Here is a 24,495-nt window from a genome sequence, read left to right as displayed (position 1 = left end):
CCTGCTTTTGCAGCAGTGCCGGGGCACGAAGCTCCGGCACCACCATCACGTCTTGTCAGTATTTGAAACGGGCGCCGAAGACAAAGCGGCGACCGTAGTTGAACGTGTCGAGCGACATGTTCGAAAAGCGACCATAAGTGCTGTAGTTCGAGTTGTTGAGGTTGGTGCCCTCGACAAAGACCGACAGCTCCTTGGTCACTTGGTAGCTTGCGCTGGCATCGATCTGGAACTGACGGTTCACGTTGACCGGTTCCGCACCGAAGGTGCCGCCCTGCTGCTGGCCAAGGCCAAGCAGGTACTTATCGCGCCAGTTACCGGCAACGCGCACTTCCAGACCGTTCTTGTCATAGAACGCCACGAGGTTCGCGGAGTTGGCAAGGCCGGTGATGGCAAAGGCCGAACCCGAGATGTCCGCCGTGTTGAAGGTGCGGTTGGTATTGACCAGCGTGGCGTTGGCGTTGAACCCGAAGCCGGTTTCGCCGAAGACCTGCTGCCAGGCGATTTCCACGCCGCGCACCACGCCGTCCGGACCGTTGACCTTGCTGTTCACCTGGAACTGCGCGGGCTGGTTCGTGAACGGATCGACCACGCCGTTGATCGTCTGGGTGCTCACGCCGCCGACGATGAAGTTCGAGATGAACTTCATGAAGCCGTTGACCGCGACGTACGAGTTGGAACCGTAGTACCATTCGACACCGAGATCGAGGTTGTCGGCAAGGTAGGGCTTGAGGCTGGCGTTGCCGCCCGATGCCGCAAGGCTGCCCCTGCGCAGCGTGCCGAGGTTGATCGTCGGGCGCAGATCACCCAGCGCCGGGCGGGTCAGCGTGCGCGATGCATCGAAGCGCAGGATCAGGTTCGGCTTCACCTCCAGCTTCACGTCAAGGCTGGGCAGGACGTAGTTGTAGGAAATGCTGCGCTCGATCAGCTGCTGCGGCGTGAAGGTATCGACCTGGATCAGCGTCGGGTCGGTCGGCACCGTGATCAACTTCACCGGATTGCGGCCAAGCGCGCCCGAAGTCAGCTTGGTGTACTCGTCGCGTACGCCGGCGCTGACCTTGAACGGCATATCACCGATCTCGCTCTCGAAGTTGATGCGCAGATAGGCCGCAAACGTCTGCTCCTTGACGTTCAGCACGCTGTCCGGGTTGAACGCAGGCGCAGTGGTGCCGCGTCCGGTCGCCTCGAGCACCCGGTACACCGCCACCGGATCGTACTTGATGATCGCAGGAGCTAGGTTGCCTTGGTAGCCAGGGATGAAGTTGTTGGTGCTGATGATGCCCTGATAGACGCTGTCCGGCAGCGGTGCGACTGCGCCGGTACGGCCAGACGGCGCGCCATAGCCGCCATAGCGGAAGAACGTGCCGTTCACGAACGGGCTTTCGCCTTCCTGGTGGTACTTGTTTTCCTGGAAGCTGCCGCCGAAGTGGACCTTCAGGTTGTCGCCGTCCCACTTGCCGCCGATCTTCACCTGCTTGACGAGGTTGGTGAAGTAGTTGGGGAAGCCGGCAATCACGTGGCTGCCGATCAGCGACTTGTCGGTAAAGCGCGAAACGTCGCCACCCGGCCCCACGTCGTGGATGCTGGGCAGGAAGTTGTTGCTCGGCCCGCCGATCTTCACGCCGGTATTGGCGCCAAGGATCGTCGAATAGCGGCTGCACGAAGTCGGCGCGGTCGTCGGGCCCGCACCGGCGGGATACGTGCAACCCGTCGACAGGAACGGCCCGTTCGGATCGGCATTGGTGCCGCCGTAACCGATGTCCATCGCGTTCTGGTAGCCGTTGCGGCCGGGATTGAGGACCGAGCGCGAGAGCGATGCGTCGAAGTCGAAGCTGAGCTCGTCGGTCGCATCCCACTTCAGGTTGCCGCCGAACATGTAGGTCTGGTTGATCGTCCGCGCCAGGCTGGCGTTGAAGTCCATCGGCGTGCCGAACTGGTTGAAATCAACCACCGTGCCGTTGCTGTCCTGCTTCACATTGCGCAAGTCGTCACCGTTGAACCATGCGCCGTAGCCATAGGTCGCGGTGTTCAGCGTCTGGCGGGTGAAGTTGCCGTCCAGCGTCAGCAGCACATCGTCACCGGCCTGCCACTGATAGGCAAGACGGCCGTCGATGCGCTCGTCCTTCGTGGTAATCTGGTTGGCGCCAACCTGCTGCGGGAACCAGCCCAGCACGTTCTTCTTGGCAGGCGTGAAGTCGTTGGTCTGACAGGCCGCCTGCGCCTGGCACTGATAGAAGTAGTTGCCGATCCACCCCGGGATGAAGACCTGGTTGGTTTCGGTATCGACGCGGCGATAGGCGGCGTAGGCCAGGATGCCCATGGTGTCGTCGGCAAAACGCGTGCTCGCGAGGGCCGCACCCGAAGGCGTAACCTTGCCGCTGCGGTCCTGAACGGCACCGGAAGCCTTTACCGCAAACTTGCTGTCTGCGCTGTCGAAGGGCTTGGGCAGGGCAACATTGATCGTCGCACCGATGGCGCTGGCGCCCAGTTCGACGTCGGGAGTCTTGTAGACCGAGATGTTCGAGACGAAGTCCGAGCCGATCGTCGTGAAGTCAACCGCACGGCTGCCCGAAGCGGTCGAAAGGCGACGCCCATCGAACTGCGTGTCGTTGAAGTCACCGCCAAAGCCGCGCACGGTCACGCCATTGGCTTCGCCGCGGGCGCCAGAACGCTGGATCGAGATGCCGGGCAGGCGCTGCAGTGCGTCAGCCACGTTGGCATCGGGGAACTTGCCGATGTCTTCGGCCGAAATCGCATCGACCACGCCCGAAGCCGTGCGCTTGATCTCCATGTTGCGCTGGAGCGAGCCACGAATGCCGGTGACGATGATTTCGGCGTTGCTCGGCTCGTCGTTCATGACCGAGCTTTGCGCTTCCTGCGCCGCAACCGGCATCGCCATGGCAAGCGCGATCGCGCCTGCTGCACTTCCGATAAGGAAGCGTGAATTGATGGACGTCCTCATACCCTCTCCACTGCTACTCTGACGGCCCCCCCGCCCGGGAAGGTGATCTGCATCCGGCTGCCCCACACGACAGGACCGGCAGCCATGACGAAGCACGCGCAATCGGAGAAGCATCGCGCAGGCGAACTGCGATTTCCCTTCAGCCTCTCAACCCTGCAGGCGCTCTGTCGGCGTCACCTTGCGAGACCGGTGTAACTGATCTAGGTAGCGCTATCAATACCAAATTGTCTGCGCAATGGCACCTTGGTTGGATAGTGTTGCAACAAGGCCGCGGATGGCGTTAGATCAGCCATGTTAGCGCGCACATGAAGTACCGGGCATAACCGCGATAAGCTGCCTGAAAAACAGGGAAAGACGGGAGAGGACGAATGGCTGAGCAACTCGAGATCCTGAACAGCGAGGTCCATCGCAACCTGGCTATGCACCCTCTTGCTGGCGCGCATCCGCACATGGTGCAGATCTCGCTGCCCGAAGTCGAAGCGGCCGCATCCTGCTGTCCGGTCATGCTGGCCAAGTCCCCCGAAACAGGGCGATTCGCCATCGTCGCGTTATTCGGATTCTCGCCCGAAGAAGTCCTCGTGGAGGGTGCGGGCACTGGAAACGCTGCGTTTCTTCCGCTCGACCTGCAACGGCAGGGATTTTTTGCCTCTGACAAGAACATTGCCGTCGATCTTGCTCATCCCCGCTTCGCGCCCGGAGGCACAATTCCCCTGTTCGATGCCATGGGCGGCCCGACCGACGAGATGCGTCTCGTCCAGCGCGCCATCGGCACCTTGATGGGCAACGCGGCAAGGACGGAAAGATTCATTGCCGATATCGTCGAGGCGCGGCTGGTCGAGCCGGTCGACATTTCCCTGAAGTTCGACGATGGCCAGACCGTCGCCCTGAATGGCCTCTACACGGTCAGCGGCGATGCGCTTGCAGATCTCGATGATACTAGAATCATCAGACTATTTAGAGACGGCTCCCTGGCTGCTGCATTGGCGATCCGCGCGTCGCTGCGCCAGATCGGCCAGCTTGCCCGCAGGCGGAATGAACGTCTCGCCATGCCTGCCAGCGGCTGGGCATGACATGGCCGGACAGGCCCGGCCAGAACTGACAGAAATCTCGAAAGACCACACCGCGCTGGTCAGCGCGGAGGCGTTTCGCGTTCAAGTTATTGAAACGGGTCGGCCCGCGGTGATCAGGGGCCTCGGCGCGGCTTTGCCAGCGACACGGGCCGCAAGCGCAGAGCCAGGCGCAGTGCTGGACTATATGCTTGGATTTGCGAACGAACGCCGACCACAAGTCTTCCAGAGCGATCCGATCAACGCGGGCCACTATTTCTATTCGGACGATCTTTCCGGCTTCAACTTCACGCGCAGCGAAATGGCGCTCAGCGATGCCTTCCACGCGATGCTGGCCCACGCGGCCGATCCCTCGGCGCCGACGACCTATGTCGGTTCGCTTGTCGCGCCCGCCTATCTTCCCGGCTTTGCCGAGACCAATCATGTTGCCATCGTGCCCCGATCTGTCGAACCACGCCTGTGGATCGGCAATCCGTCCACCGCTGCGGCTCACTACGATGCTTACGAAAATCTGGCCTGCGTGATCGCCGGAGAGCGCACGTTCACGCTCTACCCGCCTGATGCCATTGGCGATCTCTACGTTGGTCCGATCGACAATACGATGGCCGGCCAACCCGCGAGCCTCGCCGCCCGCAATCCGGACCCAGCGCGCTTCCGCCGCTTCGAAAAGGCCCGCGCCCGTGCCATCGCCGTTACCCTGCAGCCGGGCGATGCCCTCTTCCTGCCCAAGTTGTGGTGGCACCAGGTTGAAGCCAAGGCCCCGATCAACGTCATGCTCAACTACTGGTGGGACGCCACTGCCACCGGGCCTGACGCGCCCTCGCTGTCTATGCTCCACGCCATGATCGCCATAGCCGAACGCCCAGAGGCAGAGCGCATGGCCTTCCGCGCCTTCTTTGATCACTACGTCTTCCGCACCGAAGGCCACCCCCTTGCCCATTTGCCCGAAGACCAGCGCGGCGTCCTCGGCAATCTCAAGGCCAACTACGGCCAGATCCGCGCCATGCTCCTCCGCGCACTGCGCGGCAGCTGACAACAACCAGAACCAACCTCGGGAGATTGACCAATGCGCCTTTTGCCTATGCTGGCCCTCTCAGCCCTCACGATGGGAGCGCTACCTTCAAGCGCATACGCGCAAGTGCAGACGCCTGCACCCGCTGCCATTGCTGGCGCACCCAAGACCACGGTCCAGAAGATCTCTGTTCACGCCACGGCCCTCGAAGGCGCGCTTGAAGGCGATAGCGCCGATCGTGACGTGTTCGTCGTCCTGCCGCCCAGCTACGCGCGGAACCCGAAAGGCCGTTATCCGGTGGTCTATGCGCTCCATGGCTACTCCATCGGCGCGCAGCAATGGATGGGCGAGATCCACGTGCCGCAGGTGATCGAAGGCGGCATGGCCCAGGGTGCGCGCGAGATGATCTACGTCTTCCCCGACAGCAAGACCGTGCACAACGGCTCGATGTATTCCTCGTCTGTCACCACCGGCGATTTCGAGTCCTTCATCGCCCGCGATCTTGTGACCTACATCGACAGCCACTTTCGCACCCTGCCCACGCGCGAAAGCCGCGGTCTCGTCGGCCATTCGATGGGCGGTTACGGCGCCACGCGCATCGGCATGAAGCATGCCGACGTGTTCGGCGCGCTCTACCTGATGAGCCCGTGCTGCCTCTCCGCGCGCGGCCTGTTTGGCGTCACGCCCGAGGCAATGAAGGCCTATGCCGCGATGAAGAGCCCGGCCGACTCGGCCAGCCTGCAATGGGCACAGCGCGGCACCCTGGCGGCTGCCGCCGCCTGGTCACCCAACCCGAAGAACCCGCCGCTCTATCTCGACCTGCCGTTGACCGCCGAGGGCAAGGCCCGCGATGACGTCATGGCGAAATGGGCCGCCAACGCCCCGCTCTCCTTCGTAGACCAGTACATCCCGAACATGCGCCGCTACGCTGCGATTGCCATGGACGTGGGCGACAAGGACGGCCTCAAGACCGATACCGAAACCCTGCACAAGGTCCTCGAAACCTACGGCATCACCAACAGCTTCACCCTGTACGAAGGCGATCACACCAATCGCGTCGCGTTCCGCTTCCAGGAACAGGTCGTGCCGTTCTTCAGCAAGCACCTCGCGTTCGGAGCAACGAAGTGAAGCGCCTCACTGTCGCCGCCCTGCTCGCAGCAACCACCCTCGCATCCTCGGCCAACGCCGCCGACAAGCCGCTCGAGGCCCGTGGCACCTGGAGCGTAACGACGCGTGGCTCCGCCCCGCGGCCGCCGATGGGCTGGAACAGCTGGAACGCCTTCGGCACCGACATCGACGAGGAAAAGGTCATCGCCTCGGCGCAACTGATCGTTGATTCCGGGCTCGCCGCCAAGGGCTACCGCTACGTCAACATCGACGATGGCTGGTGGGCGAAGCGGCGGCAGGCTGATGGCCGTGTGCTGATCCGCACCGACAACTTCCCTTCGGCCCGAACGGCTGATGGCAACACCAGCTTCCGCCCTTTCACCGACCGGCTTCACGCCATGGGCCTGAAAGCCGGCATCTACAGCGAGATCGGCCGAAACAGCTGCGGCCAGATCTACGGCGATCCCGCCGGCCCCGGCCAGCCCGCGGGCACCATGGCCGAACGCGAGATCGGCCTCTACGGCCACATCGATCAGGACATCGCGCTCTATTTCGGCGAATGGAACTTTGACTATATCAAGGTCGACGGCTGCGGCATCCGCGCGCTCGCCGCTGACAGCCCGCAGGTCAAATCCGGCCGGCTGCGCGCGCTGGATCCGCTGATCGACTACGACACCATCCCGCGCACTAATACCCCCGCAGTGAAGGGGCTGTTCGATCAGGTGGGCCAGGCGCTGTCGCGCAACAAGCCTGGCAACGATTTCGTCCTGTCGATCTGCCTGTGGGGTTCGGCCGACGTCCGCTCATGGGCGCGTACCCTCGGTAACCTTGCGCGCACCAGCGAGGACATCTCCCCCAATTGGGAGCGGATGCTGCACAATCTCGATTCCGCCTCCCGGCGTGAACTTTACGCCAAGCCCAACAGCTGGAACGATCCCGACATGCTGTTCATCGGCAGCGGCGAGTTCGACGATGCGCACCTCACCGAGGCGCGTTCGCACATGTCGCTGTGGGCGATGCTCAACGCACCTCTGATCATCGGCTTCGATCTGCGCAAGGCCTCGCCCGCAATGATGGGCGTGCTCGGCAATGCGCAGGTCATCGCGCTCAATCAGGACGCGGCCGCGCATCAGGCCGTGCTGGCCTATGATGGCGACAGCGTTCAGATCTTCACCAAGACGCTGGCCGACGGCACCAAGGCTGTCGCCCTGTTCAACCGCACCGGCAGCCCGATCGACGTGAAGCTCATCGCGTCGCACCTCAAATACCGCGCCGATCAACCGATTACCCTGACTGACCTGTGGGACGGCGACACGAAATCCTTCACCAATGAAATGCCGGTCCATCTCGAACGCCACCAGACCCTGCTGTTCAAGGCCAGCGGCACGCGCGAGCACGCGCAAGGCCTTTACCTGTCCGAGCAACCCGGCAACGTGAACCCGGCGGTCGACGGTATCGTGCATCCCATGGCCGACCCGATGGTCTATCGCGGCCTTCTGCCCTGGCGCTCGACCAAGGCCGATGGCGAACATCCCGTTTATGGCGGTTGGGGCGGTGCGCGGGCAGATGCGACCCCCTTCGCCCAGACTCCGAAGATCGCGGGCAAGACCTATCACAACGCCATCGGCACCCTCGCCAACTCTCGCCTCGAAGTCCGCAACACCGGCTTCTCGACCTTCACCACCCTCGCCGGGATAGACGACTCCGTCGCCGACCCAACCGCTCGCGTCCGCTTCTCGGTCCACGCCGATGGCAAGCTGCTGAAGCAGACCGGGTGGATGAAGCCCGGCGACGCGCCTGCCGCCATTGCCGTGCCGGTCAAGGGCGCGAAGATCGTGGAACTGGTCGCCGAAGGAAACCGCCCGGAGATGCAAAATGTGGCGGTCGACTGGGCCGAAGCGGCGCTCGACCGCTAGGCTTGGCGCCGCACAAGGCGCCAGACCCGCATCACGCCCAGCACCACCAGCGCCCAGAAGCCAAGATCCGCAAGGAACGGGCCGGGCCGGAAGTCATCCTCCGGCCCGATCTGGTGCGGCACGGAAGTGGCCGTGCTGTCCGCCAGAAACGGCGCGGGCCACCCCGCCACCTCGCGCGGCAACCAGTTCTGCTCGAGCGGCCCCTCGAACCCATACATCGCCCGTTCGTCGGACGCGGGATGGATCAGCGCGCTTGCGCAGGTGAGGAGCAAAGCGAAGGCGGCAACGAGGATCGATCTCAGCATCACAGCCAAAACGCGGCAGCAAACGCAAAGTGCCGCCCCCAGCGGACGGTCTACGTTCCGCTGTTCAGGACCGCGTTTCTGGTGGCGAGGTCTTCAGCCAGAATAATTGGTTCGGCGCCAAACGGCAGTGATCTCCAGCGTCTCGGCAAGGACCGCTCTGGCAACTTCGTACTGTCTGAAAACGGTTTCGCCGGACATTCGCCTCATCATGCTGACTTCGGCGCGCAACGTTGATCTTGTGACACCCTCCGGTCCTTTTTGATGAGGTCCTTACTTTTTCGGATGTCGGATCATCGCCTGCTGACATTCGCTGGATGAAGCTTGGCAAGGCTCGAGCGTCTCCTGCCGCGCAAGCATAGCCCAGATCTATACCCGCATAGGGAATCATTTCTTTTTTTGAGGGATAACTTTCGGCATCTCCGCGCCTTGACTGGGTCAGGTGGGAGAACCGCAGCGATGTGCCGGAAAAAACGATCGCTCGACGGGAAGGTCTCAGGCCGTGTCCACGAGTTCGACACGAGAGGTGTCCTTCTGGCGCAGCGATAGTTTCGACCCCGATTGGACCACAGCTCAACGTTGGGCCGAATTGGCAGCACGAGACGTCTTCATCCAAGAATACTCGTCATTCACGATGAATACCACGTGCGAATAGGCATAGAACTCGAAGAAAAAAGGCGTCTCTTCTTCATAATTTCGACAATCGAGAGACATTATTCCGATAATTCAATTTCAGGGAGATAAAGATGAACAGATACAGATTGATGGCACTGGCGGCGTCAACTGCGATTGCTTCATATTCATGGTCAGCGAATGCCCAGGATACAACTGAAGGCGCTGGCACCGATGCGAATGCCGACGTGTTCGGGGACATCGTCGTGACAGCCTCGCGACGGGCAGAGCGCTTGCAGGAAGTGCCGTTGGCCGTGTCAGCACTGGGAGCTGAACAGATCGCCAAGGGAGGATTCCAGCGCCTGCCCGACTTGCAGTATCAGGTTTCTGGCCTTCAGTTTGGCAGTTCCCCGAACGACAGTGGTTTCCGTCTGCGTGGCGTTGGCTCGGCAGGCGGTTTCGCCTCGTCGTCCGAACAGAATGTCGGCACCGTCGTCGACAACGTCGTGATCCCCTTCGGCAATCCGCTCAACAGCCTGGGGGATCTCGAGCGGGTGGAAGTGCTCAAGGGCCCGCAGGGTACCCAGTTCGGCAAGAACGCTTCTTCCGGCGTCATCAACATCACGACGGCCAAGCCCCGGTTCGACGGGGTCTCGGGCAAGGCGTACGCATCGTACGGTGAATTGAACGAGGTCAACGCCAACGCCTCGGTCAACCTGCCATTGTCGAGCAATGCCGCTATGTCGGTGTTCGGCTTCTACCGTCGGAATGATGGCTTCCTCGAGAACGTCCTGCGCGATGAAATGTGGGGTGGTGAACGCAGCTATGGCGCGCGCGCCAAGCTGCTTTGGGAGCCGTCCGAAGATCTCAGCGTCTACGTGATCGGCGACTATTCCAAAATCAATCGTACAGGGCCGGGGCAACTCTGGACGCTTAACTCCCTGCCAAACAGCGCCAAGCCGGGAACCGGCTTTAATCCGCTGATGGCATTACGCTTCGCCAATCTGTCAGCCTTGGGCGTCACGCCGGGCTTCGAGAACGGCAAATCGGTTGAAGACTATCCAGGGTACAGCTCGGAGCAGAACTTCGGAGCCTCGATCGAAATCAACAAGGAGCTGGGGAGCGGCTATAACCTTACGTCCGTCACCGCCTACCGTGGCCTGAACGAAGGTCCGCAGGCATTTGCCATCGATGGCAGCAGCTTGCCGATCTTCAGGGCCCAGCCAACCGGTGTCGATCAGACATTCTTCAGCCAGGAACTGCGCCTCTCCTCGCCCAAGGGCTCGCAGCTCGAGTTTACCGGTGGCTTCTACGCATCGGTTCGCAAGGTAGGCGACGCTAACGACTTCAATCGCGCCCAGTTGCGCCCGGCCTTCCCGTTCACACCGATTGCTCTTGGACCGACGCTGAGTGCCACACCGATCATCAATATCTCGGCAGGGCAGAGTAACACCCAGACAAAGTCTGATTCTTACGCCGGATTTATTGACGGCAAGTTCCACATGAGCGAGCAGTTCGCCCTTCTCGGCGGTTTCCGCGTCCAGAATGACAAGGTCAAATCGTCGTCGTTCTCGATCGTCGACCCGGCCGTCGCACCCGCAACGGTCGATTTCTCGACAACGCCGCCAGGATTCGTTGTCCCCTATGCACCGCGTGCACTGCAAACGGGCAGCGTGTCGAAGACAGGATGGTCAGGGCGAGTCGGTGCCGAATACAAGCTGGCGCCTGATGTCATGGTGTTCGCGACCGTTGCCCGTGGTTACCTGGGACCGACCGTGACGTTCTCCGGGCTCACGGGTGCAAAGTCCAGCGTCAATCCCCAGACGGTCCGCGACGTGACAGTTGGGCTCAAGAGCCAGCTGTTCAATCGGACAGTCACCTTCAATGCCAACATGTTCTTCGATCAGTACAAGAACCTCCAAACCTCGGTCTTCAACGGAACCGAGTTCCTGACGGAGAACGCCGGTGGTTTCCGCGCGAATGGCTTTGAAGTGGATGCAGCTTGGCGCGTCAGCCCCGAGTTCAGCCTGAATGGAGGCTTCACTTATTCGGACACCAAGTTTACCGATTACGTCACGGCCTGCCCAAGTGTCGTCAAGGCCGGCTACACGTGCTTCACCCAGAACGGAACCAGTCTGATCCAGGCGAAAGGCGAGCCCTTGTCCGGAGCACCGAAATACAGCGCTACGTTGGGGGCAAATGTCACCCTGCCAATCAGCGAAAGCCTGCAGTTCGATTGGGCAGCAAACGGGTACTATCGAAGCAGGGTTCAATATGACGTGGCAAGCGCGATTGCTTCCCAGCCAGGATTCGTGACCATCGGTCTCAATGCCGGCATCGGTCACCCGGACGGGAATTGGCGCCTCGGCGTGTTCGCCCGCAACCTGCTGGACAAGCGCTTCCATGCATCAGTGATCGGATTGCCCTTTGCAGATGCAGGCGGCGCCGTGAACTGGTTGACGCGTGAAGGGCGTCGCACCTTGGGGGCAAGCCTGGAAGCTAAGTTCTGACAGGCTACAGGTCCCGCCTTGCTGCCTCGCTTTCTAGGTTAGCGAGGCGGGACGCCTTGCAACTGCTAAGACACTGGAGGCTAAGCCAGACAGAACTCGGCTTGGTATCGAATTTGGGCAAACTCGTAAGATTCTGATCGACGTATGGGAGAAGTATCGTGAAGCGAGTTTCACGGCGAGAGTCCTTCAAGCTGGCTGCCATCGGAACTGCGGGCTGCCTTCTGGGCGGTCTGAGCGAACTGGCGCGTGCCAGCGAGCCAGAGGAATTTGCCTACGTTCACCCTCAACTGCGCCCCTTTGCCAAGCAACTCATGGCCATGCTTGAACCCATGCCCGAGCTTTCCGAAAAAAGCTTGTCATTCACCCGGAAGGCAATGGGCGGATGGGCGCAGCCTCCCCTCCAAGCCCCCGCCTGGACCAGACAATCTGTACCTGGTTTGATGGGCCACCCGGCGGTCACCGTGTACGTCGTCAACAGCGACGCGTCGAAACGCCGTCCGGCAATCCTTCACACGCACGGCGGAGGCTTTGTCAGCGGCACAGCTATCAGCATGGTTGCTGACCTGCAGCGTCTGGCTTTGGAATTGGACTGCACGATCGTCACAGTCGATTATCGTCTCGCGCCGGAAACACGATATCAGGGATCCATTGCAGACAACTATGCAGCTCTCGAATGGCTTTACGACAATGCGACATCCCTTGGCGTCGATGCAGGCAGGATCGCCGTTATGGGCGAGAGCGCAGGCGGCGGGCACGCAGCGCTGTTGGCCCTCAAAGCGCGTGATGTCGGCAAGGTCCCGATCGTCGCACAGGTTTTGATATACCCGATGCTGGATGACCGCACCGGAACCGTGGAGACGCCAAAGGCTCCGATCGGCACGATTGTCTGGACTGCTGCCAAGAACCGGTTCGGGTGGGGTGCGTTTCTGGGGATGGAGCCAGGCATGGATGCTGCTCCTGTGGCGGCAGTGCCAGCACGCCGATCGGATCTGGCTGGCCTGCCGCCAACCTTCATCGGCGTCGGAGCTATCGACCTTTTTGTCGATGAGGACATAATGTACGCCAAGCGTCTGATCGCTGCCGGCGTTCCGACCCGGCTGGAAGTCGTGCCTGGGGCGTTCCATGGATTTGACGGGATCGCTGCTTCAACCCAGGTGGCGAAGAACTTCCATGAGTCGAAAGTAGCTGCTTTGCGGAGCGCTTTCGCTTGACAGACTTATCACCTCAACAGGCAGTATGAGCGCCCAGCTGTCCCCGCTTCGGGTGAATTGTTACATCCAGCCCAAGTGAGAACATTGCCTCCAGAGCCAAGCTTTGGGACGGGTTCGGCACAAGGGGGGAATGAGATGGTTGGTACAACTGTGGCTGGCAGGTGGGGACTGTCGCTGGCAGCGCTTGCATCGTCGATGCTGGTTGCTCCTGCCCATGCCGAGGAGGCTGAAGACCAGGCAGCTTCCGGCACGATCCAGGAAATCACCGTCACTGCTCAGAAGCGCAGGCAGTCTGTGCAGGACGTCGGGATCACCCTTTCGGTCGTCAGTGGCGACAGCCTGGCCCAGGCCGGCGCCAGCTCCGTCACCGACCTGACCTCGCTGGTTCCCAATATCCAGGCGAACTACGGCGCCGGGCAGGTTGCGTTCAACGTCCGCGGGATCGGGACCAACGAATTCTCCGCCAACCTCGATTCACCGGTCGCGATCAACGTCGACGAGGGATACCTCGCCAAGACCTTCATGAGCGGTCTCCTCCTGTTCGACATCGATCGCGTGGAAGTGCTCAAGGGTCCGCAAGGCACGCTGTTCGGGCGCAACGCCACTGGCGGCGCGGTCAACTTCTTCACGCGCCGCCCGACGAGCGAACTCGCTGCCGGAGGCACCGTTTCGTTCGACAATTACCGTACGCTTCGCGCGGAAGGCTATGTCAGCGGCCCGCTCAGCAGCACGATCTCGGCGCGCCTTTCGGGCATGGTCACGGACCAGGGCCGCGGGACCTATCGCAATCTCACGCTCGGCCGGCGCGAAGGCTTCGAGAAGAAGTGGGCCCTGCGTGGCCAGCTTCTTTGGGAAAGCGGGCCCGACAGCGTGCTGGTGACCGTGTTCGGCGGACAGCAGAACGGCGAGCTTCAGCCTTACGAAGGCGTCGGCGTATTCACCCCGGCTTCGGTAGCGGCAGGTGCCCCGGTGTTCTGCGGCGCTTATCTGGCGGGGCGTGCCACGGGCGGCAACAGCGGCTGCGTCAGGGGCACGGACGGCCTGTTTCCGGGCGACAACGACCCGTTCACCTCGAACAACAACCAGCCTCATACCGTCCGCAACCGCTCGATCGGCGCAACCGTGCGCTATGAGCACGAGTTCGACGGCGCGACGCTGACCTCGCTGACGTCCTATCAGACCTTCACCCGCCGCCAGCACGAAGACTCCGACGGAAGCCCGGTCAACACCATCGACGTCGACTATTACAACCGGATCCGCCAGTTCAACACGGAGCTGCGGCTGACCTCGAACGGGCAGGGCCGCTGGAACTACGTGCTCGGGCTCTATTACGAGCGCGACGCCTATCGCAACGGCGATTACCTGCAGATCGCGCGAGGCGCAGCACCCGGATTCTACAGCCCCTTCACCCAGACGAGCGACGCGATCGCCGCGTTCTTCCACAACGACGTCCAGCTGACCGATCATCTCAGCCTGACCGCCGGTGTCCGTTATTCCTGGGAGAAGGTCGGCCTGAAGGGCGGCACGTTCGCCGGAACCGGACTTGGCGGCAATCCGCTGGCCCCGACGACGATCGTCGCTACCCTGGCCCAGGCCGACACCAGCCGCGCCGACGACGACGCCAACTTCAAGCTGGGCATCGAGTGGAAGCCGGACGTGTCCGGCATGTTCGACAAGTTCATGCTTTATGCGAACGTTTCGACGGGCTTCCGGTCAGGCTCCTACAATGCGGAGTTCACCGCCACCCAGTCTGCGCTGACTTCGCTCGCCCCCGAAAAGATCACCGCATACGAGGCAGGGTTCAAGTCGCTCCTGGCCAATCGCACCATGCAGCTCAACGCCGCAGTGTTCCACTACGACTTCCGCGATGGCTTCATCAACGTCGACAGCGCAACCTCGCCGATCCCGGTGACCATCAACGCAGCCGCGATCAACACCTGGGGCGCGGAGCTTGACTGGCAGTGGCGGCCCATCAACGACCTGTCGGTGGGCATGGTGCTCGGTTGGCTCGACTCCAGGATCGACAGCGACATCACTTCGGGCGGCGCCAGCCTCAAGGGTGCCCGCACCGTGCAATCGCCGCGCTGGACCTTCACCGCGCAGGGCAGCTACATGCCCGCCATCGGCAACGGCCTGAAGCTGATCCTTGCAGCCGACGGTAACTGGCGCTCGTCGCAGTTCTTCGAGACGGTCAACTCTCCCTCCAGCCTTGAGCCGGGTTTCTGGCTGGTCAATGCGCGCGCCGGAATTGGTGCCGAGGACGACCGGTGGAGCCTCTCCGCGTTCGCCCGCAACCTTACCGACACCCATTATCGTACCTACGTCAATGACTTGTCCGGATTTGGCTGGGTGCTCAACATCTACGGGCAACCCCGGACTTATGGACTTGCCGCAAACTTCAAATTCTGAGGTTGGAAATGGCCACCTTGACTCCCCGTATCGAAGTGCGTGAGGCTCCTCCGATCATACGGAGCGGCCGCGTCATGAAGCCAACGATCGTCTCATCCGGTTACGTCGTCGATCAGGAAGAGGAGCCGCTCGCGCGTCTCACCGAGGGTCTCGACCGCGCCAGCGGACTGGAAGAGCGTCTCGATGTCCTTCACGACTTTCTGCTGGGTTGGAAGCAGTTTGTCTACGGGTGGTCAAGCGGACCGCTTGGAGGCCAGTGTGGCAATGTGCCTGTCCTTGTGCGGGCGTTCCCGACGAACTGGGACCGGCAATGGGACCGGCACAGCCGCCACGATCCATACTTCCTTTCGGCTGCCAACAGCCGCCGCCCGGTTCGCTGGAGCGACGTGCAGAACAGCGCGGACCTGCTGACCGCACCGCAGCGCGATTGCATGCATTATATCTCGGATCTCGGCCTGACGGACGGGATTACCGTGCCAGTCCATGTCCACGGCCGCCGGTTCGCCTTTCTCACGGCGCTGGGCACCGAATGCAGCGCCCAGGACGCCTGCCGCCAGGAAATGACCGCGCTGCTGACCATGGTTGCGCACTACTTCGATAACCACCTCTGGGCCACGACAGAACAGATGGTTGCCGGCCAGATCGCGCTCAGCCCGCGCGAGCATCAGTGCCTGGTCTGGTCTGCCTACGGCAAGACGATCGAGGACATCGCGGCCATCCTCGATATCTCGGCCGAGACGGTCAGGGTCTATATGAAACGCATCAACCAGAAGCTGGCGGCAGCGAACCGGACCCATGCCGTCGCCAAGGCGCTGCACATGGGTCTGATCTCGCTGAACTAGGCTTCGCGCCACACCCCAGTCCGACAAGAACGTGCTCCCGCGCGGCTGCCCAGCCTGCGCGAGAGCCAAGCCGTGCCGTCGAAGGAGGCAGGAAATCATGCAGTACCCACAAGCCATCAGGGACCGGCAGGCTGATTACGTTTTCATGTTCGAACGTCGGCTTGCCCAGAAGCTCGCCACGACGATCACGGAGGGAATGATCGAAGAGCATCGACGCAAGCCTTGGGGCCAGCACGGCGATGCCCTGGAGCGGGTGCTCAATTTCTTCCGGCGCGGCGGCCTTGCCGGGAAGGTCGGAATCTTCCAGCCCGATCCTGCCCGACCTGTCTATCGCCTCATCCGTTTTCCCGGCGTCCGCGGCGGCTCGGCCACGATCATCGATGGCGAGCCCGCGACCAGCCTCGCAGAGGCGCATCACGCGGCCTTCCTCCAGCGGATCGCAGACCTGAATTCACAGCTTGCAGGGGACGAGGCATGAGCGCGCCCGGCAACCTCACCGGCTATGCCGATCCGCTCAACGCCCGCTGCGGTGGCAGTGTCGATTTCATGCTGCACGATGCCACGCCAGGCACGGCAGAGATCAGTCTCGTCCGGCTGCTGCACGGCGATACCAACCCGCTCGGGCCGGGTTTCGTCGAGAAGGAAGTAACCGGCGTCACGCTGCCCCGGACCGTGGCGGTCGGGCCGCAATATGTCCCGCTCGGCAGCTGGGCCAGGGCCCGGGACCCTGACGGAGTGCTCAGTGCTTCCCTGCCCTCGGCCACCCTCTTCGCCTTCATCAAGCCGACGACGCCCGGAGCGCGCGAACAGATCATTGCCGGAACGTGGGACCCGGCAACGAAGCGGGGTTTTGCGCTGCTCCTGACCGAAGGCGGGCAGGTTGCTCTCAGGCTTGGCGATGAAGCCGGAACGGCCGAGATCGTCTGCCCCAAGCCGGTTGCAGCGCACGCCTGGCATTTCGTCGCCGGTGGCTGGGACGAGACAGGCAAGCTGGTGATCTGGCAGAAGGGCCTGATCTCGCGCTGGAACAGCCTCGTCGGACCGGCACCCGGCTATGATCTCGATGCTGCTGCCACGGAACAGCTGGAGCGGCCAGTGCTGCCATGTGGCGGGCAGTTCACGCTGGCTGCGGCGCTGACTGGCGATGACTGCGCCGTGGCGCACTACAATGGCAAGATCGACCGCCACGGCATCCTCAACGCGATGGCCGGGCGTGATGAACTTGCGAGCCTTGCCGCAGGCGAACTGCCCGCCGCCGAGCGATTGCTGGCGTACTGGGACACGACCGCGGGATACACAGACAAAGGCATCGGCGACGTGATCCGGGACGTCGGACCCCATGGCCTCCATGCCCACGGCATCAACCGACCGATCCGGGCCATGACCGGCTGGAACTGGGACGGCCGCAACGACAGCTTCCGGCTCGCGCCGCATCAGTACGGCGGGATCGCATTCCACGACGATGCGCTTGTCGATTGCGGCTGGCAGGCAAGTGTTTCGATCGAAATCCCGCCCGATCTGCCGAGCGGCATCTATGCCCTGCGCGTATCCAAGGACGGCAGCGAAGACCACGTGCCGTTCTTCGTGAGGCCGGACAAGGCGCGCGCGGACATGGCCGTGCTTATGCCGACCTTCACGTATCTGGCCTACGCCAACGAACATCTCAGTTTCGAGGCGCCGATTGCCCAGGCCATCTGCGCCAATACGCCGGTGGTGAGTGAAGCGGATCTCACCTGGAAGCAGCAGGAAGCCTTCGGTCTGTCCACTTACGATGTCCATTCGGACTACGCGGGCGTGTGCTACTCCTCGTGGCGCAGGCCGATACAGAACATGCGCCCGAAGTACCGGATGCCGGCAATCGGTGCGCCGTGGGCTTTCCCGGCAGACCTTTCGCTGATCTGGTGGCTGGACGCGGCGGGCTATGAAGTCGACGTGGTGACCGACCATGATCTCGCCGCCGAGGGCCTGGCGCTGATCGCACCCTACCGCGCGATGCTGACCGGGACTCACCCCGAGTACTACTCGCTGGGCATGCTCGATGCGCTCGAGGACTACGTGGCCGGTGGCGGTCGCGTCGGATACCTCGGCGGCAACGGCTTGTACTGGGTCACCGAAGTGCGTGACGAGGAGCCGTGGTGCATCGAGGTCCGCAAGCTCGATACCGGCTCCCGTGCGTGGCAGGCCGCGCCGGGCGAAGGCTATCTCGCGACGACGGGGGACCGGTCGGGTCTGTGGCGGGCGCGGGGAAGGCCGCCGCAGAAGCTCGTCGCGCTGGGCTTTACCACCGAAGGTATGGACGAAAGCCAGCCGTTCGAGCGCATGCCCGACTCCTTCGAACCCGAGGCGGCATGGCTGTTCGAAGGTGTGGGCCACGATGAACTGATCGGCAACTTCGGGCTGGGTCTCGGCGGCGCCTCCGGGCTCGAGATGGACCGCTACGACCTCACGCTGGGAACGCCACCGCACACCCTGTTGGTCGCGTCCTCGTTCAATCACTCGGACAACTACCCGCTGGTGTCCGAAGACATCACCTATGCCTTCCCCGGCAGGGGCGGCACGCAGGACCCGCAAGTGCGTGGCGATATTGCATTTTATGCCAACGCCAAGGGCGGCGCAGTGTTTGCCGCCGGGTCGATCGCGTGGAGCCAGGCATTGCCATGCAACGGCGGCCGGAACAACGTCGCGCGCATCATGACGAACGTGCTCGATGCGTTCCGCTCGTCGGACCCGCCATTTCTGCCGCGCACATGACGCGAAGGTCCGGCCCTCCCTTACACGTCGCCCAGTTGACCCTGCCCGACAGGATGGGCGGCTACGCCAAGGGAGACCGGACGCGCCGCGTAATCCTGCAGGCGGCGCATGATCTTTTGCTTGAGCATGGCTACGCCGCCCTTACGCTGCGCGGCGTAGCCACGGCCTGCAACTTGCGCATGGGTAACCTGACCTATCACTTCCCCTCGCGCGAAAGCCTCGTCTCTGCCTTGTTCGACGCGATCATCCGTGGATACGAGGACGCCTTCGCCGAGATCATGGCCGACCAGAAGCTCCCTCCTGTTGCGCGCCTGATGGACGTGTGCCGGCTCATCATGGACGATATCGGCACGCGGCGCACCACGCGGCTGTTTCCGGAGCTCTGGGCGCTGTCCAACCACGATCCGTTCGTGGCAGACCGCATGTACGAGATGTACGACAGGGCCCGCGCCGCCATCGTATCCGCCGTCCGCTGCGCTTACCCTGCCGCCCACGAACGAAGCGTGGACCTGACCAGCATCTTCATCACTTCGGCGATGGAAGGCATGAGCATCTTTGCCGGGTATGGGAAACCCTATCAGGACGATCGCGCCGAGATTGCCGAGATCGCGCTCGATGCCTTCCTGCACGCAAGCCAGGCCCATGCAGACGAATCGCCGGCCGGCTGACGCCGAAGGGGGCGACCGTGCATCCTATTTGGAATGTTTCCCCGGGGAAACATTCCAAAATGGCGCGCCGTCGATGAGCGGTGAATTGGCAACTGTGGGCGGATAAAAGGCCGCTGAGATAGCCCGACCGCGCCCATCCGTGCGGTAGACAGTGGAACGACCGGGCAAGGGCCACCGTTCTCCCAGCCAGGAGAACATATGAAACTCGATCTTCTTTCGCGATATACCTCTGCAATCGACAGCGTGCCGACCATTCTCGACTGGCGCATCAGTGGCGAGACCGACCTGCTTACCGACGTCGTCCTGTGCCCGCCGGACTATCTGGCGCCGGTACCTTGCTGCACCGTTACACGCGACAATCTCGAGCAGGGCTTTGCGGTCGATGTGCCGGCGGCCAAGCGGCAGCATGAGGCACTGTGTGCAGCCCTGCGCCGCAACGGCGTAACCTGCCACTTAGTGACGCCAGAACCGGACCTTCCGGATATGTGCTTCACCCGGGACATCGCCGTAGCGACCCCTTTCGGACCGATGCTGACGGCCCCCGCCATGCCGCATCGTCGTGGCGAAACCGAGGCTTTGGCGCGCCACGTCAGAGCCTGGGGGCTTAACTGGCCGCGCGTCACCACGGGCACGATCGAGGGTGGAGACATCTGCATTGCCCGTGAGGGCCTCCTCCTGATCGGGAGTTCGGGCGAGCGGACTTCGCGCGAAGGGCTTGAGGAGTTCGCCGCGCCGTTCCACGATGCCGGCTGGGAAGTGCTGGTCTGCCCGTTCCATGCAGACCACCTCCATCTCGACACCCTGTTCTGCATGGTCAGCCCGGACGAAGCCTTGGCCTGTGTCGAACTGCTCGATGCAAGCTTTGTTGCGCGGCTTCGCGAGCTTGGCATTGCGCTTATCGACATGCCAGCCGCCAGCGTGCCGCAGCTCGGCTGCAACATCCTTGCACTGGGTGGCAAGAAGATCATCGCCAGTGAGGACGACGAGGCCGTTTCACGACTCCGCGCCCGCGACTATCACGTTGAAACAGTTGACGTTTCGCAGTTCACCCGCTGCGGCGGCGGCATACACTGCCTGACTCTTCCAGTCCGGCGCGTGCCAGGCGCGCGAGGAGGATAGACAGGGTCAGCAGGTGCGTGGTTGGAGCTACCTTCATCCCATTTGCAGTTTTGCCATCGCCGTTGACAGATCTCGACGTCAAACGGCTTGGCAAGGACTTACCTTGGGCTGCACCGATGACCCAGAGGAGCCAGTCCCTGCATTGGTCCCTGGCGTCACTCGGATGATGGTCGAAGCAACGGGTAGGGAGTGCCCCTTTCAATGACGCTCTCGTGCAGCGCCTCGCTTGCCAACGCGCCTCAAACGGCTGCTGGAGCGAGCCGCGGGCTGAGTATATGCACGACAGCCAGGGCAAGCAGGTAGCTGCTGGCGCAGATGGCGAAAAGAACCTCGTACGAGCCGCCGGTCTTGTCGAGGATGTACCCGGTGAACAGGGCCATGCCCATCCCGCCGAGAGCCCCGACCGTGCCGCCAATGCCGACCACAGAGCCTACCGCCCCACGGGGGAACACGTCTGAAGGCAGCGTGTAGAGGTTCGCCGAGAAGGCCTGATGCGCCGCAGTGGCAAGCCCGATGATGAATACGGCAGCCCACACGCTGTCGAGGCTCTGCGCGAACCAGATCGGCAGTACCGCCACGGCGCACAGAAACATCGTGGCCTTGCGCGCGAAGTTCGGAGTGCGGCCAGCCTTGATCAGGCGGGAGGACATCCATCCGCCGAAGATCGAACCACCATCGGAAATCAGGTAGATCGCCGCGAGCGGCAGACCGAATGTCTTGAGGTCCATGTCATAGCGCTCGAACAGGTAGCCGGGCAGCCAGAACAGGAAGAACCACCAGACCGGGTCGATCAGGAACTTGCCAAGCGCATAGGCCCAGGTCTCGCGCACGGTCAGAAGCTTTGCCCAGCCGATCTGCTCCACCGGGTCTGCCGGGTCCTGCTGTATCCAGGCAAGTTCAGCCGGCGAGACGCGCGGGTGTTCGGCAGGATGGCGATAGATCAGCCACCATGCGACGAGCCATGCCACACCGAAGATGCCGGTGATGAAGAATGCGGCGCGCCAATCGAACCACAGCACAAGCGCCGGGACCAGCAGTGGCGTGATGATCGCGCCCACATTGGCACCGGCGTTGAACAGGCCGATCGCATAGGCGCGCTCGCGCTGGGGGAACCAGTCGGTGACGGCGCGAATGCCAGCCGGGAAGTTCCCGCTTTCCCCGACGCCGAGACCGAAGCGCGCGGCGGCAAAGCTGACAAGACCGGTTGCGAAGCCGTGCGCCACGTGCCCGGCAGTCCAGATCACGATTGCGATGGTATAGCCAAGCTTCGCGCCGACCACATCAACGATGCGGCCAAAGCCAATGTAGCCGATGGCATATGCGACCTGGAACCAGAACACGATCTGGGCGAAATCGGTCTCGCTCCAGCCGAACTCGGCCACTAGCGTCGGCTTGAGCACGCCGATCATCTGGCGGTCGATGTAGTTGACTGCCGTGGCCGCAAACAGCAGGGCAACGATGACCCAGCGGTAGCGCCCGGCCTTGGCAGAGGCGGCTGCAGCCGGGTTGAAGTTCTGGTCCATTGCTTCTCTCCCGAAGCGGCCAACCCGTTACGGGCTGTGCCGCCAAGTGCAATTCAGCGGGGGCCCGCCGCGATGATCGAGCAGGTCAATTCGCCGTGGCCCTCGAAGATCGCACGAAATTCCTGGCCGACGGCGATCTCGTGCACGCCGGTCACGGCACCGGTGGAGACCCATAGGCCCTGCGACACATCGAAGCCTCGAGCCAGCAGATTGCCAAGCAAGAAGCGCACCGCACCGTAGGGCCCGTCGAGCATCGCGGCAGCGGTTGCCGACCCGACTTCGACGCCGTCAATCTCGCTCCTGACCCTGATTGAGCAGAGGTCGGTCGACTGCCAGTTGGGCAGAGCGGCGCCACGCACCAGGCCAGTGTTGTTACCGAAGTCGGACACGGTAACCGCCGGACCATCGGCATTGATGCCCGGGTAGGGCGAACTTGCAATCTCGATCCCGATGCGGACATCATCAACTATCGCGATCGTGCCGGCGTCGTCAGCAGGAACCGGACCCTTGAAGCCCGGCGCGACGTGGACAAGGAACTCGGCCTCGCCGGCGGCGAAGCCTCCTGCATAGACCGGCATCGTTGGAGTATCGCCGACATTGGCGTCGACGACGCTGTCCGCAAAGATCGGGCCCGCAAGGCGGTTGGCGCCAAGCGACGCGTCGAGAGGGGGATTGATGCGCCCGACTTTCCAGCCGACGACCTCACGCCCGTCGATCGAAATGGCGCGACCCTGTATGCCATAGGCATCGTCGAGACCCTGCGGCGCGGTGCCGGGGTAGGTTTCGAGGACGCGGGCCTCGCGGCGGGCGCTGACGAAGGCCGCTGCAACCTGATCCGCATTCTCGTTCAATTCGGTCCCCATCCCTTGGTCCTTCATTCGTCCGGCTGCCTATAGGAAACCGGTGTCAATCACAAGTCTCAGCCATCCGGTCGCGTTATACAATTAGAGCGTTACGCCCTTCTTCCAGATTGCCATTTCGCGCTGGTCGCTGCGTTCTGCGGCCGTTCGGCGACCGCTGGCGATAGCGACCAGCGTCTCGAGAAAAGCCGCATCTGCCGCCTGCTCGCCTTCATCGAGCACGCGCGAGGCGTCGAAATCGATCCAGTGGGGCTTGGCCAGCGCCAGGGCCCGGTTCGAGGCGACCTTGACCGTAGGCACCGGAAATCCTAACGGCGTGCCGCGCCCGGTGGTGAACAGCAAGAGCGTTGCACCTGCTGCGGCAAGGGCCGTGGAAGAAACCGCATCGTTTCCGGGCGCTTCGAGCAAGGCGAGGCCGGGTTCGACCGCCTGACCCCCGTAATCCAGCACCGAAGCGAGCGGCGCGGTCCCGGCCTTCTGCACGGCGCCGGCAGACTTTTCCTCGAGCGTGGTAATCCCGCCGGCGATGTTGCCGGGCGACGGATTTTCCGACACCGGCAGGCCCTGATCGAGGTAGTAACGCTTGAAGCGGTTCACCAGCGCAGCGGCAGACGCGAACGTCCGAGCATCGACGGCGCGATCCAGCAGCGCCTGCTCCGCGCCGAAGATTTCCGGAATCTCGGTGAGGATCGGCGTGCCCCCGGATGCGGCCAGGCGTTCGCTGAAGCGGCCGAGCATCGGATTGGCGGTAAGACCTGACAAGCCATCGGACCCACCGCACTTCAGCCCCACGATCAGCGCGGAGAGCGGCAGGTCCTCGCGCTGCGCGGAGACTGCGAGTTCGACCAGTTCGTCTACCAGCGTTGCCGCTTCCACCAATTCGTCGCCAGCGGATTGCGAGGACAGCGTCCGTACCTTGGACCGCTCCGTTTGCGGCAGCGCGGCCAGCAAAGCGCTCAACTGGTTGGATTCACACCCCAGACCGAGCAGCAAGACGCCAGCCGCATTGGGATTGGCGGCCAGCCCAGCCAGCAACGCGCGGGTCGCGTCGAGATCGTCTCCCAATTGCGAACAACCGTGAGGATGATTGAACGCGTGAACACCGTCGATTCGGCCCTCCGCAATCAAGGCGGCATGGCGTGCTTGTGCAGCACGGGCGACCTGCTCCGCAGTGCGACCGACGCAGCCCACTGTTGGCAGGATCCAGATTTCATTGCGCGTCGCGGCACGACCATCGGGGCGTCGGTAGCCCTGCCAGGTCCGTGAAGCGCTGGTCGCCGTGGCCAATCCGCCGCGTGCGACTTCGGCAGAGTAGACCTGTTCGCCGTCAAGCGCGGTCTTCACGTTGTGGACGTGGACGTGTTCGCCAACCTGGATGTCCTGGGTGGCAACGCCGATCGGCAATCCGTACTTCACGACCCGATCACCGACGGCGTGGGCGCGCGTGGCGAACTTGTGCCCCTGCGGAATGTCTTCCATGATCGCAAGGGCGACGCCGCCGACTGTGACCGCCGCCTCGCGGGAAAGCGGACGCAGCGCCACCGCAACGCTGTCCATCGCGTGAACGCGCAGCACGTCCGGCATGGCAACGGCGACCGACAATCCGCGACTCTCCCAAAAAACGCCC

At 62.8% G+C, this 24,495-nt stretch carries 17 protein-coding genes; 12 read left to right on the top strand and 5 right to left on the bottom strand.

Annotation, left to right across the window (positions count from 1 at the left end):
* Positions 1-55: 55 nt before the first annotated feature.
* On the bottom strand, positions 56-2,959 hold the full coding sequence (locus tag AC3WLM_RS17885) for a TonB-dependent receptor (RefSeq protein ID WP_492478289.1): 2,904 nt from the start codon (positions 2,957-2,959) through the stop codon (positions 56-58).
* Between the two features lie 368 nt (positions 2,960-3,327).
* Between AC3WLM_RS17885 and AC3WLM_RS17880 the strand changes: the two genes are divergently transcribed.
* From AC3WLM_RS17880 to AC3WLM_RS17865, 4 genes are read left to right on the top strand one after another with little or no spacing between them, the layout of a single operon-like run.
* Positions 3,328-4,029, top strand: a complete 702-nt coding sequence (locus tag AC3WLM_RS17880) for a SapC family protein (protein WP_492478288.1) — start codon at positions 3,328-3,330, stop codon at positions 4,027-4,029.
* Positions 3,992-5,059: a cupin-like domain-containing protein gene (locus AC3WLM_RS17875; protein ID WP_492478287.1), complete on the top strand. Its 1,068-nt coding sequence runs from the start codon at positions 3,992-3,994 to the stop codon at positions 5,057-5,059. Before AC3WLM_RS17880 ends, AC3WLM_RS17875 begins: the two co-directional genes overlap by 38 nt.
* A 33-nt stretch (positions 5,060-5,092) precedes the next feature.
* Positions 5,093-6,166 (top strand): alpha/beta hydrolase, encoded by a 1,074-nt coding sequence (locus AC3WLM_RS17870; protein WP_492478286.1) that lies wholly within the window; start codon positions 5,093-5,095, stop codon positions 6,164-6,166.
* A complete protein-coding gene (locus AC3WLM_RS17865; RefSeq protein ID WP_492478285.1) occupies positions 6,163-8,061 on the top strand; it encodes an NPCBM/NEW2 domain-containing protein in 1,899 nt (632 codons plus the stop codon). The genes AC3WLM_RS17870 and AC3WLM_RS17865 overlap by 4 nt, the downstream gene beginning before the upstream one ends.
* On the opposite strand, the gene AC3WLM_RS17860 is transcribed toward AC3WLM_RS17865, so the two are convergent.
* On the bottom strand, positions 8,058-8,366 hold the full coding sequence (locus tag AC3WLM_RS17860; protein WP_039335882.1) for a hypothetical protein: 309 nt from the start codon (positions 8,364-8,366) through the stop codon (positions 8,058-8,060). The two genes, AC3WLM_RS17865 and AC3WLM_RS17860, sit on opposite strands and share 4 nt — an antisense overlap.
* A 743-nt stretch (positions 8,367-9,109) precedes the next feature.
* On the opposite strand from AC3WLM_RS17860, the gene AC3WLM_RS17855 reads away from it, so the two are divergent.
* From AC3WLM_RS17855 to AC3WLM_RS17820, 8 genes are all read left to right on the top strand, one after another.
* A complete protein-coding gene (locus AC3WLM_RS17855) occupies positions 9,110-11,485 on the top strand; it encodes a TonB-dependent receptor (RefSeq protein WP_492478284.1) in 2,376 nt (791 codons plus the stop codon).
* Between the two features lie 158 nt (positions 11,486-11,643).
* Positions 11,644-12,696, top strand: a complete 1,053-nt coding sequence (locus AC3WLM_RS17850; protein WP_492478283.1) for an alpha/beta hydrolase — start codon at positions 11,644-11,646, stop codon at positions 12,694-12,696.
* A 135-nt stretch (positions 12,697-12,831) separates the two neighbouring features.
* Positions 12,832-15,105, top strand: a complete 2,274-nt coding sequence (locus AC3WLM_RS17845; protein ID WP_492478282.1) for a TonB-dependent receptor — start codon at positions 12,832-12,834, stop codon at positions 15,103-15,105.
* Between the two features lie 74 nt (positions 15,106-15,179).
* Entirely contained in the window at positions 15,180-15,947 is a 768-nt protein-coding gene (locus AC3WLM_RS17840) for a helix-turn-helix transcriptional regulator (protein WP_492478281.1), read from the top strand.
* 97 nt (positions 15,948-16,044) lie between these two features.
* Complete coding sequence (locus tag AC3WLM_RS17835) at positions 16,045-16,425, top strand: N,N-dimethylformamidase alpha subunit family protein (protein WP_492478280.1); 381 nt, start codon at positions 16,045-16,047, stop codon at positions 16,423-16,425.
* Positions 16,422-18,698 (top strand): N,N-dimethylformamidase beta subunit family domain-containing protein, encoded by a 2,277-nt coding sequence (locus tag AC3WLM_RS17830; protein WP_492478279.1) that lies wholly within the window; start codon positions 16,422-16,424, stop codon positions 18,696-18,698. Before AC3WLM_RS17835 ends, AC3WLM_RS17830 begins: the two co-directional genes overlap by 4 nt.
* A complete protein-coding gene (locus AC3WLM_RS17825; RefSeq protein WP_197423716.1) occupies positions 18,695-19,366 on the top strand; it encodes a TetR/AcrR family transcriptional regulator in 672 nt (223 codons plus the stop codon). Before AC3WLM_RS17830 ends, AC3WLM_RS17825 begins: the two co-directional genes overlap by 4 nt.
* A gap of 198 nt (positions 19,367-19,564) precedes the next feature.
* Entirely contained in the window at positions 19,565-20,485 is a 921-nt protein-coding gene (locus AC3WLM_RS17820; RefSeq protein WP_492478278.1) for a dimethylarginine dimethylaminohydrolase family protein, read from the top strand.
* A gap of 239 nt (positions 20,486-20,724) precedes the next feature.
* On the opposite strand, the gene AC3WLM_RS17815 is transcribed toward AC3WLM_RS17820, so the two are convergent.
* The 3 genes from AC3WLM_RS17815 to AC3WLM_RS17805 all read right to left on the bottom strand — a co-directional run bounded on the left by AC3WLM_RS17815 (position 20,725) and on the right by AC3WLM_RS17805 (position 24,452).
* Positions 20,725-22,008 (bottom strand): MFS transporter, encoded by a 1,284-nt coding sequence (locus AC3WLM_RS17815; protein ID WP_193828752.1) that lies wholly within the window; start codon positions 22,006-22,008, stop codon positions 20,725-20,727.
* A gap of 53 nt (positions 22,009-22,061) precedes the next feature.
* On the bottom strand, positions 22,062-22,871 hold the full coding sequence (locus AC3WLM_RS17810) for a 2-keto-4-pentenoate hydratase (protein ID WP_039336007.1): 810 nt from the start codon (positions 22,869-22,871) through the stop codon (positions 22,062-22,064).
* An 81-nt stretch (positions 22,872-22,952) separates the two neighbouring features.
* Positions 22,953-24,452 carry a UxaA family hydrolase gene (locus AC3WLM_RS17805; RefSeq protein ID WP_492478510.1) on the bottom strand — a complete coding sequence of 500 codons (1,500 nt, stop codon included), beginning with the start codon at positions 24,450-24,452 and terminating at the stop codon, positions 22,953-22,955.
* Positions 24,453-24,495: the final 43 nt, after the last annotated feature.

The sequence above is a fragment of the Novosphingobium sp. FW305-C-30-35 genome (assembly GCF_058783135.1).
The sequence above is the reverse complement of the archived record's forward strand: the minus strand, read 5'-3'. Positions and strand labels throughout refer to the sequence as shown.